Source organism: Synechococcus sp. A10-1-5-1 (assembly GCF_023115425.1).
Lineage (GTDB): Bacteria > Cyanobacteriota > Cyanobacteriia > PCC-6307 > Cyanobiaceae > Vulcanococcus.
Map to the genome: position 1 here is coordinate 310,609 of NZ_CP096032.1, position 13,950 is coordinate 324,558.

A 13,950-nucleotide genomic window follows, 5' to 3' on the forward strand; every position below is an offset into this window, starting at 1 on the left:
TTCTCTGACTGAACCAGAACCATTCAGCGTTATCCCTGTTCGCCGCGAAGACTCCGCTGCATTAAGGCATGGACGGCCTCCTTCGGGCTACAGCGCCCCTCTGCCAGGGCCACGACCTGCTGGCAAATCGGAAGTGCCCATCCGTGTCTCTGCCCCATGCCTGCGACCGCTTGGGCGGTCTTGTAGCCCTCCACAGTGGCACCGACACCCATCAGGGCCTCAGGGGCGGTTTGCCCACCTGCCAAGGCCAAGCCAAAGCGGTAGTTCCGGCTTAGAGGGCTGTTGGCCGTTGCCAAGAGATCACCCAGCCCTGCCAAGCCATAGAGGCTGGCCTGGTCACCCCCCAGCTGCTGAATCACCAGACTCATTTCCGCCATGCCCCTGCAAAGCAAGGAGGCCTTGGCGTTGGCGCCAAGCTGCAGGCCATCACAGATCCCCCCTGCGATAGCCATCACATTTTTGAGTGCTCCAGCCAGCTCCACCCCAAGTGGATCGTCGCTTCCATAGAGACGCAATTGGTCACTGCTGAGCTGTCTCTGCAGCTGTTCCACCAGCGGTTGGTCTTGACTTGCCAGGACGCTGGCTGCTGGACAACCCTGGGCCAATTCACTGGCCAGGTTGGGACCGCTCAGCACCAGCAGACGCAGCTCCGGGTTCGCAACGTTCCACATCTGGCTGGCGGTGCGTTGGCATTCAGGATCGAGTCCCTTGCTGCAGCTCACCAGGGGCACCTGCTGGTCCCACCGCGGGCCCAGCTCTGGTGCGAGCTGCTTGACCCCATCAAGGGCAAGAGCAACAAGCACCAGATCAGACCCCTGGATGACCGCCACAGGATCTCCCCCACTGCGACGACTCCAACTCCGAACTCTGTGCCCTTGCCGCTCAAAGAGGCCTGCCAGGGTGTGACCCCAGGCTCCAAGGCCCAGGACGCCAATGGCCAGAGACATCAGGCGGCCGCGGCGTGGCCCTGGAGGAGCTCCAGAGGAATGATGGCAAGGGCGGAGTCCTCACAGGCCTCCAGCCGTACCGGCGGGGCCATGCCGTCTTGGTAAGCCTCCAACCAGCGGGCTGCACAAACGCACCAGTGATCACCTGGCTTGAGCCCTGGAAAGTCGTAGGCCGGCATCGGCGTCGTCAAATCATTGCCCTGGGCCTTCGAGTAGCTGAGAAATTGCTCATTGACGACGCAACAAACGCTGTGACGCCCTAAATCGGCCGCATCCGTCCGGCAGCTTCCATCGCGAAACCAGCCTGTCATCGGGTCACATCCACACTCCTGCAGGGGGTTTCCCAAAACATTGAGGGGCATGGTCTCGGCTGCGTTCATCGTTGGTTGGGGTCCGATCAGACCGGGATCTAGAGCCCAATTCTGACGAAGGAGTGGCACAAAACCGTCTGGGAGGTTGACGGAATCGGGGGGGGAGGCGTTAAAGGTCATTCAGCCAACCCCCCTACATGAGCTGGGACTTCACCGAAGACGGAGCCTTCCTGGCCCTCTGCGATGCCTTCAAGGAGAGCGGCGAGAGCTCTGCCATTGAGTTCTTGGCCAACGGCGAAGGCGCATTCCACTTTCAGGAATTAGCGCAGAACGCAGCTGGAGAAGGTGTCGACCTCTCGGACTCCACTGACTTGGAAGCCTTTCAGCAGGAAGTGATCGACACCATGGAAAACCTCTGCGGCTGAGTCAGCTGCCGTAGAAGAAGGCCACCTCTTTCTCCTTTAGACCATCCCAACCGGCAGCCTTGAGGCGAGCATCGAGGGTCTGCTGGTCGAAGTGTTTCGAACCGGTCTTGACCACTCGATTCCGCATCGATTTCTTGACGCCACTACGAGCGCGCTGGCTCTCCAGGTCCATTACCTCGTTGTAGAGGGCCAACATGTCCTGGGGAATTGGACTGCCATCAAGGTCAATGCCCGAGGCGATTGCAGCATCAACGCCGCCAGGTCCAGCAATGGCCATTGCTCAATTGTGAGAGGCCCTCGACCCTAAGCGGAGAAATAACGGGCCTGACTATGCAATGCGACGAGGGCTGTGGTGCTCTGCTCCGGCTCCAACTGGTCGCTTTCATCCATGCTCAGCCCAATACGCTCACTGCCCAGCCAGCTCAGTTGCTGACGGGAATCAGGCACATTGGGGCAGGCCGGATAGCCAAAGGAATAGCGGCTGCCGCGATAGCGCTGGGCCAGAACATCCCGCAGGGGCATCTCCGCAGGGTCGGGGTAACCCAATTCACTGCGAATGCGGGCATGGACCCACTCAGCCAGGGCTTCAGCCATTTGCACACCAAGCCCATGGAAGTAGAGGTAATCGCTGTATTGATCTCCTTTAAAGAGCTCTTGGGCGAACTCCGTGGCTCGCTCACCCATGGTCACGGCCTGCATGGGCAGGACGTCAGAGGCTCCGGGGGCTAGATCGCGGTAGAAATCGGCAATGCAGTAGCGGTTGCCGGAGCGTTGGCGAGGCAGCTCAAAGCGCCCCAGTTCGATCTGGCGCTCCTCGGGATCGAACACCACAAGAGCGTTTCCATCCCTGCCGCAGGGGAAATAGCCATAGGCCACTCGAGGGGTGAGTAACACCTCGTCAATGCAGCGTTGTTTCCAGTGCTGGAGGACCGGCTCGGCCTTCTCCGCCAACATCGCTTCGTAGTCCTCTCGGGACTGGCCCTGGGCCTTACGCAGCTGCCACTGACCAGCGAAGAGGGCATTGCGATCCAGGAAGCCAAAGACCTCCTCGATATCGATGGTGTACTCGAGGAGGACCTGGCTTCCCCAGAACGGAGGGGTCAGCGCCTGTTCCTCCGGGACGGTGTCTGAGCGCTCCGTCGTGACGGTTAGAGCCGCAGCTCCGGCGCTTTCCGCTGCGGGTGCATCAGCGGAGGAATCGGAGCGGTCGACCTCGTTGACGTTTTCGAGACCCAGTCCATCGGGGATCGACCCAAGGAAACCTTGGACGTTGTCCCACTGCTCGTCCGCCTTGGCCGAGACAAGGGCGTCCATAAACCGAAGATCTGCGAAGGCATCCCGCCCGTAGATCACCTGCCCGCCGTAGACCTCGCGGCAGTCCTTGTTGACAAAGCGAGGGGTCAGGGCCGCTCCGCCAAGGATGACAGGAACATTGATCCCCGCATCGTTGAAGGCCGCGAGATTGTCCTTCATGAAGGCTGTTGATTTGACCAACAGTCCGCTCATGGCAATGCAATCGGCGTTGTGTTCTTGCTGGGCTTCAATGATCGCCTCAACAGGCTGTTTGATCCCCAGGTTGATCACTTCATAACCGTTGTTCGTCAGAATGATGTCGACAAGGTTCTTGCCGATGTCATGGACATCACCCTTGACCGTGGCGATTAAAAACTTGGCCTTAGCTGAACTCTCGCCTTCCACCTTGTCCATCAAGGGTTCGAGGAAGGCGACGGCTGACTTCATCGTCTCGGCACTTTGCAGGACGAAGGGCAACTGCATTTGGCCTGAACCAAAGAGCTCACCAACCACCTTCATGCCATCCAGCAAATAGGTATTGATGATCTGGAGTGGTTGATAGGTTTCAAGTGCGATTTTCAGCGCATCTTCCAAACCAATGCGCTCGCCGTCGATGATGTGTTGCTTCAGACGCTCCTCGATGGGCAGATCGGTCAAGGACGGACCGGAAGCTCTCGCCTCCTTTGTTGAGACCCCTTCGAACAGGGTGGTCAGTTCGGTGAGGGGGTCATAGACGCAGACTCCATTCTCAAAGCGCCTGCTGTCGTTGATCAGGTCTCGGCAGACCTGTTGGTGCTCCTCACTGATCTTGATCAGGGGGAGGATCTTGGCGGGGCTGACAATCGCCGCATCCATGCCCGCCTCACAGCAGTCATGCAAAAAGACGGAGTTCAGGACAATCCGAGCCGCTGGTGAGAGACCAAAGCTGACATTGCTGACTCCAAGGACGACATGCACGCCCGGGAGGTTTTCGCGAATCATGCGAATCGCCTGAACCGTGGCGAGTCCGTTTTCGCGGTCCTCTTCGATGCCCGTTGAGATCGGTAGCGCTAGAGGGTCGTAGAAAATCTCGTGGGCGGGAATGCCGAATTCCACGGCATCGCGATAAGCCCGTTGGGCGATCGCAAACTTACGCTCCGCAGTCCGGGCCATCCCCTCTTCGTCGATGGTTCCGACCACCACGGCGGCGCCGTAGTTGCGTGCCAGTTCGAGCACCTTGAAAAAGCGCTCGTCGCCGTCTTCGTAGTTGGTGGAGTTGAGGATGCACTTACCACCGGCCACCTTGAGGCCGGCTTCCATCTTTTGCCACTCCGTGGAGTCCAGCATCAGTGGAAGGTTGACGTTGGTCACCAAACGGCTCACCAACGCATGCATGTCGGCCTCACCATCGCGACCGACGTAGTCGACGTTGACGTCGAGAACGTGGGCATTCTCCTTGACCTGGCCCCTGGCCACCGACACCAGGCCATCCCAGTCCTCTTCAGCGAGCAACTCCCGAACTTTCTTGGAGCCGCTGGCGTTGAGACGCTCACCAATGATCAGGAAGGAGTTGTCCTGCTGGTACGGGGTGACGCCGTAAATCGAGCTCGCCGACGGCTCATACTGCAGGGCTGGCCGGGGTGCCTCGGGATCGGGCTCAACACTGCCACGCACGGAGCGTTCAGCCGGCTTCAACTCTGAAGCGAGCTCAGCAAGAGCTGCGATATGGGCCGGTGTGGTGCCGCAGCATCCACCGATGACCTGAACACCCAGGTCTTCAACGAAGTGCATCAGTTGCATCTTCATCTCAGTAGGGGTGAGCCGGTAGTGCGCCACACCCCCAATGTTTTCGGGTAATCCCGCGTTCGGGATACAACTCACCACGAAGGGACTGTGGGCCGAGAGGTAGCGGACGTGCTCCTTCATCTGCTCGGGGCCCGTCGCGCAGTTCAGACCGAGGACATCGATCGGAAATGGCTCAAGAATGGAGACCACAGCTGCGATGTCCGAGCCCACCAGCATCGTGCCGGTGGTCTCCATCGTCACGCTGACCATCAAGGGCCGCCGCTGTCCCGTTTTTGCAAAGGCCTGTTCAATCCCTTGGAGCGCTGCCTTGATTTGCAGAACGTCCTGGCAGGTTTCAACGATGAAAAGATCAACATCGCCTGCGATCAAGCCTTCTGCTTGTTCGGCAAAAGAGTCGCGCATCTCATCGAAGCCGATGTGCCCCAGGGTTGGCAGCTTTGTCGTCGGGCCCATGGAGCCCGCCACAAACCTTGGTTTATCGGGCGTCGAGTACGCCGCAGCCATTTCCCGAGCGAGTTCCGCCGCTCGCTGATTCAGCTCAAAAGCCCGGTCTTCGATGTCGTATTCGGCCAACACCGTGGAGGTCGCTCCGAAGGTGTCGGTCTCGATCACATCGCAGCCCGCCTCAAGGAACTGTCGATGGACGGCCTGGACGGCATCCGGTCGGGTGAAGACGAGGTTTTCATTGCAGCCCTCGAGGGCCAGACCACCGAAATCATCGGCAGTCAGATCCATCTGCTGCAAGGACGTTCCGGTTGCGCCATCAAAAACCAACACGGGCCGCTCTGGGCTGTGCAGTCGCTCGAGAAAACCGATTCGTTGGGTCGCCAGCATCGATCGATCAGCCGTCGAGGCGAATGCGGGTGACCCAGTGGTCGAAGGCTGGATCACGCCCTTCCGTAATGGCCGTCAGGCGCTCACGGATGGCGTTCATCACCGGACGCTCTGCACTGAGTTCTGTCGTTTCTACCCGGCGGATGGGGGTGACCTTCGCAGCCGTGCCGCTTAGGAAAACCTCATCGGCGATGAACAACTCACTTTTATCGACGGGCCGCTCGAGGGTGGGTATGCCCATGGTCTTGGCCAGTTCAAGAACACTGGAGCGGGTGATGCCCTCAAGGATGTCCTGATCGACCCCAGGTGTAATCAGGACACCGTCGCGAACCAGGAACAAATTCATGCCGCTGGCCTCGCTGACCTTGCCGCGGCTATTGAGCAGCAGGGCCTCATCAAAACCGCTTTTGACCGCCTCGGTCTTCGCTAACGAACTGGTGATGTAAGCACCACTGATTTTGCCGCGTAGGGGGAGAGAACGGTCCTCCTGGCGGGTCCAGGAACTAATCCTGCAACTGACACCCTCGGGGGACAGATAATCACCCAGCTCGAGCCCGTAAATCAGGAAGTCCGTCTCGATGTTGTGTAAGCGGGGTGCAATACCGAGATCGCTCGTATAGACGAATGGCCGCAGATAGACAGGAGACGTCGGTTTATTGGCGCGCAGAAATTGGTGGATCGCAGCATGGATCGTGTCTTCGCTGAGTTCGGTCAGCAGAAGACGGGCGCTTTGGCTCAGACGTCTGGCATGGCGATCCGCTCGGAACAGCAGGATTTCGTTGGCATCGGCGGGGTTCGGAATGGCCCGCATCCCACCAAACGCACCGGTGCCGTAATGCAGGGCGTGGGTCGCTACCGAGAGGGTGGCCTCAGCAAAAGGCACACACTTGCCACCGAACCAGGCGTAGGGCAGGAACTGATGCATGGGGTCGGTGGGGGCGGCCACAGCTGCAGACGATCTTCTCACTGCCTGGTGCCCAAGCGCGAGCCCTGAACCAGCAAGATGGATTGATGCACCGTCTCGCGGCTGTCCCCGGTAGCCAGAGCCCTGATGACGGGGTCACTTACGTGGAGCAGCCGGGGGCGGACTTGGTTTTCCTCTCGAGCGCCGATACGGACCTGGCCGCGCTCTCATCCACGCTCGATCAAAATCGCTTTCCGGCTGGCGAAGGACGTCAAATCCAGGGCTTGAATCTGGCGAGCCTCCAGCACCCGGCGGTTCTGGACCACTACATCCGCACCAGCTTGAGTGGCACGCGGATCGTCTTGATCCGTCTGCTGGGCGGTCGGGGCCATTGGAGTTATGGCCTCGAACAGTTCAGGCAGTGGGCGCAGTCGGCCCCGGATCGCAATCTTGTGGTTTTGGCGGGAACCGAGGATGAAGACCAGGCCTTGGCTGCCTTGAGCAGTGTTCCTGCTGCGCTGGCGGTGGCTAGCAGTCAGTGCCTACGGGAAGGCGGTTCTGGGAATCTTCTGTCTGTCCTGCAGAGCTTGGGTTCCTTTCTCGAGCAAGGCCAGGTCACGCTGCCCCAGGCGCAAGCCGTTGAGGATCCCAAGGCCCATGACTGGCGAAACGAGCCCGGACCGCGGGTTGGGGTGATTCTCTACAGAGCGCTCCTGCAATCCGGTGATCTGGCGCTATCGGAGGCTCTCCTGGATGCCCTCAGGCAGCGGGGGATGAGTCCGCGCGCTCTCTGGGTCAGCAGTTTGCGGGACCCGGGTGTTCAAAGGGGTGCCCTTGATCTGCTCCAACGGGAACAGGTTGATGCAGTTCTCTGCACCACATCCTTTGCTTCTGTTCAGTTCGCCGAGGCGGGTCTTGGTGCCCCGCTCTGGGAGGAGCTCGGTGTCCCGATCTTTCAGGTGCTCTGCAGCACCCAGTCACGGGAGGGTTGGCAGGCCAGTCCCGTGGGCTTGGCTTCGCTGGATCTGACCCTTCAGGTGGCGATGCCAGAACTTGATGGCCGCATCACCACACGGGTCGGAGCCTTCAAGGAGCTTGCCAATGCCGACGACCGCCTGGCCACCGCCCTGCATCACTACGTACCAGACCCCGAACGGCTCGATTGGATAGCCCAGCTGGTTCAGCGCTGGTGTGACCTGCGTGCCACACCGGCGCCCAGGCGCCGACTTGCGCTTGTTTTGGCGAACTATCCGACGCGCAACGCCCGTCTGGCCAATGGGGTTGGTCTCGATACCCCAGCCAGCGCTGCAGCGATGCTCCATTGGTTAGGGGCGTCTGGCTATGAGGTCGGCTCTGATCTCCCCTGCGATGGCGATGCCTTAATCACGGCCCTGTTGGCCGGCCGTACCAATGATCCGGAGAGCACCCACCTCAAGCCGGTAGCCCATCTCTCCCTTCAGAACTACCTCGCTTGGTATGGGGCCTTGCCCAGCGCTGTCCGAAGCAGCCTGGAGACCCAGTGGGGGCCACCCGAGCAAGACCCCTGCCTTGAACGGGATGGGTTCCCGATCCATGGTCTGCGTTTCGGTCACGTGGTGGTCATGATCCAGCCATCCCGTGGTTACGACAGGGATCCGAGCCTGAGTTACCACTCTCCGGATCTGGCTCCGACCCATCACTATCTCGCCCACTACCTCTGGCTGAACCAATGCGCTCAGGTGCAGCTGGTCTGCCATGTCGGCAAGCACGGGAATCTCGAATGGCTTCCCGGAAAAGGTCTGGGACTTTCGAGCAGCTGCTTCCCGGAACTGGCTCTCGGGCCGATGCCCCACCTCTATCCCTTCATCGTCAATGACCCTGGTGAAGGGTCCCAGGCCAAACGCCGCGCCCAGGCCGTGATCCTTGATCACCTGACGCCTCCTTTAGGGCGCGCCGGACTCCACGGAGATCTGCGCGAGCTCGAGGCGCTGATTGATGAGTACTGGGAAGCTGTGCAACTTGGGAGCGCCCGCAGTGAAGCGCTGCGCTCCGAGATCTTGGAGCAGCTGAGCGTTTCGGAACTGGGCGATGTCTTGGCGAGCGCAGAAGGGGATGACCCCCTTGATGCTGCCGATGGGTATTTGTGTGAGCTCAAGGAAGCGCAGATCCGCACAGGACTACACCGCTTTGGTTCACTCCCCGCGGACGAGGCCCTGGCCGAATTGCTGGCCTGTCTGGCCCGCCCCCCCCAGGACCAAGGGCTTGGCCTCACCCAGGCCTTGGCCCGCGATGCCGCCCTTCTTGTCGATCCTTGGAGCGACCTCGAAGAGACACCCCTCGATGCCGCTGATCAAGGGCGTCTGATGGAGTTCGGTCTCCAGCAGCCGCGTCGCTGCGGTGACGCGATCGAGTGGCTGGAGCAACAGGCATTGCAGCTCTGCCGCGATCTTCTGGGCCAATCCAGCATCAGCTCGAGCATTGGTCCACAGACCGAGATCGTGCTGACCCGGTTGAAGAAGCGTTTGGTTCCAAACCTGTTGCACTGCGGCGAGGCCGAGCAGTCCGCGTTCCTACGCGGGGTCGCTGGCCAGAGGATTGCTGCCGGCCCCTCCGGTGCTCCGACCCGTGGACGTCCGGACCTTTTGCCCACAGGCCGCAATTTCTACAGCGTTGATCTGCGCGGTCTACCGACAGAAGCGGCCTGGGACCTTGGCCGCCGCAGCGCCGAATTGCTGATTGATCAACACCTCATGGAGGAGGGCGAACCGCTGCACCATCTCGCCCTCTCGGTCTGGGGGACCAGCACGATGCGCAATGGTGGCGAAGACATTGCCCAGGCCCTCGCCCTCATGGGTGTCCGGCCAGTCTGGGATGGGCCGAGTCGGCGGCTGGTGGATCTCGAATTGATCCCGCTCTCGGCCTTAGGCCGGCCCAGGGTGGATGTGACCTTGCGGATCTCGGGTCTGTTCCGGGATGCCTTTCCACAATTGGTGGGCTGGGTGAACCGTGCCACCGCATTGGTGGCCTTCGCCGATGAGTCAACCAGCGAAAACCCCCTCGCGGCCGCCGCCAAACAGGATGGTCATGCCTGGCGGGTCTACGGCTCTGCCCCTGGCGCCTATGGCGCTGGCCTTCAAGGGCTTATTGACAGTGGCGAGTGGGAGGAGCGGGCTGATCTGGCCCAGGCCTACCTGAATTGGGGAAGCTGGCGCTACGAGGGGGATGGCACCGGTGCCCTGCGGATCGCGTCCGACCGCGGCGGCTTCAAGCAGCGGCTTGAGTCTGTTCAAGTTGTCTTGCAGAACCAGGACAACCGTGAACACGACTGCCTGGATTCTGACGATTACTACCAGTTCCAGGGCGGTCTGAGTGCAGCGGTGGAGTCCGTGCGCGGAGTCGCTCCCGCTGTCTGGTTTGGAGACCATTCACGGCATCAGCGGCCGCGAATCCATCGGGTTGAGAAGGAATTCGACAAAGTGCTGCGCTCCCGCGTTTTGAATCCTCGCTGGATTGAAGGGATGCTGCAGCACGGCTACAAGGGTGGCTTCGAAATGGCCGCAAGCCTCGATTACCTCTTCGCCTATGACGCCAGCACCGGCCGCGTTCCGGATTGGAGTTATGGCTCGATCTGTCAGCAGTGGCTTGAGTCCCCTGCGGTCTTGGACTTTCTTAAAACCCACAATCCCTGGGCCCTACGGGACATGGGCGAGCGGCTCTTGGAGGCTCACCACCGGGGGCTCTGGAGCGGGGCACAAAAAAACCAGCTCGCGCATTTGCGGGAGCTGGTCTTAAGCGCTGAGGCTTTGATTGAGGGTTAGAGGTCCTTCACCCAGCCTTTGAAGGCACCGATGTCACCGGCCTTGGACTGGGATGTGGACGTAGATGCAGGCTTTTGCTCCTGTGCCGCGACCTCTGCCTGTTGTTCCTGCTCAGCTTTGATCGCCGCGGGACCACCAGGAACGTTCACACCGAAGGAGGAACCGCGCTTGCGTTCATCCAGTTCAGCCATGGTCATTGGCTCACAGAACGTCTTCTTCACCTGTTTGGGAATCCCACCGGTGAGATCCGCCTGAGCTTCTGCAGGCTTCGGGTCGCCCAATCCAGCGGACTCCTTCACTCGACGTGCAGTCAACGAAGCCACTTCGTCGACGATCTCCTTGTTCCCAGGGTTGTCGACTGTACCTGGGAAGGTTCGCCGGATCGTGTTGGACTGCCGCATGAAGTCGACATTTCCCATGCTGCTGGACGTATCAGCATCAAGGAAGAACGCCTCTTCTTTTTTCGCAGGTTCCCGCTTTGTGGCGGGTGCCTGCGGCTTGTCACTCCCTAGGAGACGGTCAAACAGGCCCATCGCAAGATTTCACGATCTTGGGAGACCCTAGCGGCCGCAAAGCTCCAAGCCATGGGTATCAGTGCCGCAACTTCGCAGAAGGCCGTGTTTGTCGAGCAATTGGGTCACTGATTCACAGACCAACGGTGTTGGACGCCAACGCGCTTGCATCTCGTAGTCGTAGAAGGCCTCGGCCCCATCGAAACCCAGGTCCGCTGCCGCAGGAATCAGCCTGTGAAACGGCAATCGATAGCGCCCCGGATGCGCCAGAACGGCCAATCCACCTGCCGCATGAATCCTGCGGCGGACTTCAACTGCTTTTAAGGGCTCTCCGACGGGCGCCTGCCCCTGGCGGTAGGGCTCCAGCGCTGAATGGTCCAGCTCAAAGCCCAAGGCCAGCACATGAACCAAACAGCCTTCGAGTAAGCAACTGATCTCCATCCCGCTCCAGAGATGAGGGGTGGTGGCACCGGTCTCTGATTGCTGCTCAAACCACTGTTGAATCGGCCTGAAGGAATCGGTGCTGTGGTGATCGGTGACCGCCAGGTGCTCTAAACCGATGGAGAGCGCCTGAGCAGCCAAGGCCTCCGCGTGAAGACTGCCGTCACTGTTGGTGGTGTGGCAATGGAAATTCAGCCGACCAGGGCAGCAGGAAGCGGTGACCGTTTCCAGCACCGGGACCAGGGGGTGGTGGCGAGCGTCGCTGGGCACAGGGATCAGGCGGCAGCGGCTTCTTTCTCAGCCCGTAGGCGCCTCCAGCGCGCATAGAACTGAATCGACGCGGCCATGAACACCACCAGCGCCACGAGGAACCAGGTGGCAGCACCCGTTGGGAACTGGTTTTTGAACACCACCAACATCACCACGATCACCAACAGCAGAGTCGGCAGTTCATTGAGGGCTCGCAGCTGTTTGGGGCTCCAGCCGCAACTTCCCTGCTGCAGCTGCCCCATCAGGCGATAGCAGAAAAAGTGATAGGCCAGCAGGGCCAAGACAAAGCCCAACTTGGCGTGCATCCAACCCTGTTGCAGCCAGGCGGGATTGGCCACAAGCAGCCCAATCGCCATGGAGACTGCGACCACCATGCCCGGGGTGGTGATGATGTTCGCCAGTCGCTTCTCCATCAAGCCGTACTGGGCCTGGAAGGCGTCTTTGAGAGCAGGCTCGAGCTCTTCGGCCTCTCGGTGATAGATGAACAGCCGTACGAGGTAGAAGAGGCCGGCAAACCAAACCACGACCCCAACGATGTGCAGGGTCTTGAACCAGAGGTAGGCCTCAGGAGGAAGGGCCGCCAGGGTCATCACAGGCCGGAGCCGAACTGGGCAACAAGTTAGGTGGCACCAGAGGCGGCCATGGCGCGATGGTTCGCTGCGCTGGACCGAATCGCGGCGATTTCCTCCTCCGGCAGCTTGCTCAACTGTTTCATCACCAAGCCCATGCGGTGGTTTCGCTTGAGTTCTGGCTCATGGCGGGCGAGAAAGTCCCAATACAGGCTGTTGAAGGGGCAGGCCTGCGGACCAGTGCGTTGTTTGACGTCAAACGCGCAGCCTTTGCAGTAGTTACTCATCCGTTTGATGTAGTTCCCGCTGGCGGCATAGGGCTTGCTGGCTAGGCGCCCCCCATCGGCAAACACGCCCATTCCCAGGACGTTGGTGAGCATGACCCAATCGAAGCCATCGATGAACATCCGATGGAACCAAGCGGTCAGTGCCTGGGGATCCAGTCCAGCGAGCAGCCCGTAGTTCGCCAGCAGCATCAAGCGTTGGATGTGGTGGGCGTAAGCACTGGTCTTAATCTCACCCAAGACGGTGTCCAGGCAACGCATGCCGCTGCCGCCCAACTCCTCAAACCAGTGCGGTAGTGGCGCTGTGGCCTTGAAGTGATTGACCACTGCGTAGTCCTCACCAAACCAGTGGTACAGACCGTGTGTGTATTCACGCCAGCCCAGGACCTGGCGAATCACACCCTCCAGACCAGCTAGGGGGACCTGTCGAGCGAGGCCCTCTGCCTCAAGACGCTGGATGACTTCCAGCGGATGGAGCAAACCCAGATTCAGGTAAGGAGAGAGCAGGGCATGCCAGAGGGTCGGTTCACCGCTGACCATCGCGTCTTGGTAGGGACCAAACCCGGAAAGGCGGGTCGCGATGAAGTGCTCCAGGACCTCCAGGGCCTGCTTGCGACTGACCGCCCAGCGGAAGGGGTGGGCACGACCTGGCAGGGCAAAGCGCTCTCGCAGCCCCTCGACCTTCTCGATGACGGCTTCCGTGATGGCGTCGGGCTCAAACCAGAGGGGCGCTGGGCCTGAGAGACCCTTGGTGGGCGGCTTGCGGTTGTCCTGGTCGTAGTTCCACTGCCCGCCCATCGGTTCAGCGTCATCGTCCATGAGCACGCCAAAGCGTTTGCGCCCTTCGCGATAGAAGAGCTCCATCCGCAGTTGCTTGTACCGGGCCGCCCAATCGGCAAAGTCGTCGCGGCTCCAAAGGAACGCGTTGCTCGGAATCCACTGCAGAGGGATCGGGAGTGAAAGCCGCTCGATTGCGTTGCGGAAGCCTCGGTCGACCGGCTCCATCAGACGCAGCTCCTCGATGCCGTGGCGTTCGATCCAGGCCAACAATCCCGTGCTGAACTGCTCGGTTTCAAGGCAGTCCACCGTCCAGCCTTGATCGCGGAGATCGCCGGCGAAGTGCCGCATGGCACTCCAGACCAGAACCATCTTTTGGGCGTGATAAGCCCGCCGCTCCAGGACGGAGCAGCTCTCCAGCAGCAACACGCGGGAACGCTCAGGTCTCGAGCTGGCCAGGGCAGCTTGCTCAAGGTTGAGTTGATCGCCTAGGACCCAAATCCCGATGGTCATGCCGGCTCACCCGCCAGACGGCAGGCCTTGCTGGCTACTGCCTTGGCATAACCACGCTCAACAAGCCCCGCGGCCGGTGAGAGTTGCCCGTTGCGGCAATCAATCACGATCCGCTCGCGATGGCCCCGTTGGTCACTGATTCGCATGCGGAGCTGAAAATGATGTTTCGCGCTGCGGCTGATTTCATCGGCGCAGATGGGTCCAATGCACAGGCCTGGGGCCGCCCAGACCGTGGGGGGACACGCCAGCAACAGAACGCTGATGGAAGCCAAGATCCAACGCAACGGC

Annotated in this window: 12 protein-coding genes; 2 read left to right on the forward strand and 10 right to left on the reverse strand. The window is 60.6% G+C overall.

Annotation, left to right across the window (positions count from 1 at the left end; genetic code table 11):
* Positions 1-29 precede the first annotated feature (29 nt).
* On the reverse strand, positions 30-947 hold the full coding sequence (locus MY494_RS01610) for an NAD(P)H-dependent glycerol-3-phosphate dehydrogenase (protein ID WP_247910999.1): 918 nt from the start codon (positions 945-947) through the stop codon (positions 30-32).
* Positions 947-1,327: a DUF2237 family protein gene (locus MY494_RS01615; protein ID WP_247911000.1), complete on the reverse strand. Its 381-nt coding sequence runs from the start codon at positions 1,325-1,327 to the stop codon at positions 947-949. The genes MY494_RS01610 and MY494_RS01615 overlap by 1 nt, the downstream gene beginning before the upstream one ends.
* 128 nt (positions 1,328-1,455) lie before the next feature.
* Between MY494_RS01615 and MY494_RS01620 the strand changes: the two genes are divergently transcribed.
* On the forward strand, positions 1,456-1,683 hold the full coding sequence (locus MY494_RS01620; protein ID WP_247911001.1) for a hypothetical protein: 228 nt from the start codon (positions 1,456-1,458) through the stop codon (positions 1,681-1,683).
* Position 1,684: 1 nt separating this feature from the next.
* Here the strand turns inward: MY494_RS01620 and MY494_RS01625 are convergent, their stop codons facing one another.
* Genes MY494_RS01625 through MY494_RS01635 form a run of 3 tightly spaced genes read right to left on the reverse strand, consistent with a single transcriptional unit; the run spans position 1,685 to position 6,520 of the window.
* Positions 1,685-1,960 carry a DUF4090 family protein gene (locus tag MY494_RS01625; RefSeq protein WP_247911002.1) on the reverse strand — a complete coding sequence of 92 codons (276 nt, stop codon included), beginning with the start codon at positions 1,958-1,960 and terminating at the stop codon, positions 1,685-1,687.
* Positions 1,961-1,986: 26 nt separating this feature from the next.
* Positions 1,987-5,595, reverse strand: coding sequence for a methionine synthase (metH, locus tag MY494_RS01630; protein WP_247911003.1), 3,609 nt, complete (start codon positions 5,593-5,595; stop codon positions 1,987-1,989).
* A gap of 7 nt (positions 5,596-5,602) precedes the next feature.
* Entirely contained in the window at positions 5,603-6,520 is a 918-nt protein-coding gene (locus MY494_RS01635) for a branched-chain amino acid transaminase (protein ID WP_247911907.1), read from the reverse strand.
* An 86-nt stretch (positions 6,521-6,606) separates the two neighbouring features.
* On the opposite strand from MY494_RS01635, the gene cobN reads away from it, so the two are divergent.
* The gene (gene cobN, locus MY494_RS01640; protein ID WP_247911004.1) at positions 6,607-10,296 is read left to right on the forward strand and encodes a cobaltochelatase subunit CobN; all 3,690 of its coding nucleotides are present in this window, start codon (positions 6,607-6,609) and stop codon (positions 10,294-10,296) included.
* Here the strand turns inward: cobN and MY494_RS01645 are convergent.
* The 5 genes from MY494_RS01645 to MY494_RS01665 are packed head-to-tail and all read right to left on the reverse strand — an operon-like array spanning position 10,293 to position 13,946.
* Positions 10,293-10,829, reverse strand: coding sequence for a hypothetical protein (locus MY494_RS01645; RefSeq protein WP_247911005.1), 537 nt, complete (start codon positions 10,827-10,829; stop codon positions 10,293-10,295). The genes cobN and MY494_RS01645 overlap by 4 nt on opposite strands.
* 27 nt (positions 10,830-10,856) lie before the next feature.
* Positions 10,857-11,525: a PHP domain-containing protein gene (locus tag MY494_RS01650; RefSeq protein WP_247911908.1), complete on the reverse strand. Its 669-nt coding sequence runs from the start codon at positions 11,523-11,525 to the stop codon at positions 10,857-10,859.
* Complete coding sequence (gene hemJ, locus MY494_RS01655) at positions 11,525-12,109, reverse strand: protoporphyrinogen oxidase HemJ (RefSeq protein ID WP_247911006.1); 585 nt, start codon at positions 12,107-12,109, stop codon at positions 11,525-11,527. The genes MY494_RS01650 and hemJ overlap by 1 nt, the downstream gene beginning before the upstream one ends.
* 29 nt (positions 12,110-12,138) lie before the next feature.
* Positions 12,139-13,662, reverse strand: coding sequence for a cryptochrome/photolyase family protein (locus MY494_RS01660; RefSeq protein ID WP_247911007.1), 1,524 nt, complete (start codon positions 13,660-13,662; stop codon positions 12,139-12,141).
* Positions 13,659-13,946, reverse strand: a complete 288-nt coding sequence (locus MY494_RS01665; protein WP_247911910.1) for a hypothetical protein — start codon at positions 13,944-13,946, stop codon at positions 13,659-13,661. The genes MY494_RS01660 and MY494_RS01665 overlap by 4 nt, the downstream gene beginning before the upstream one ends.
* Positions 13,947-13,950 lie beyond the last annotated feature (4 nt).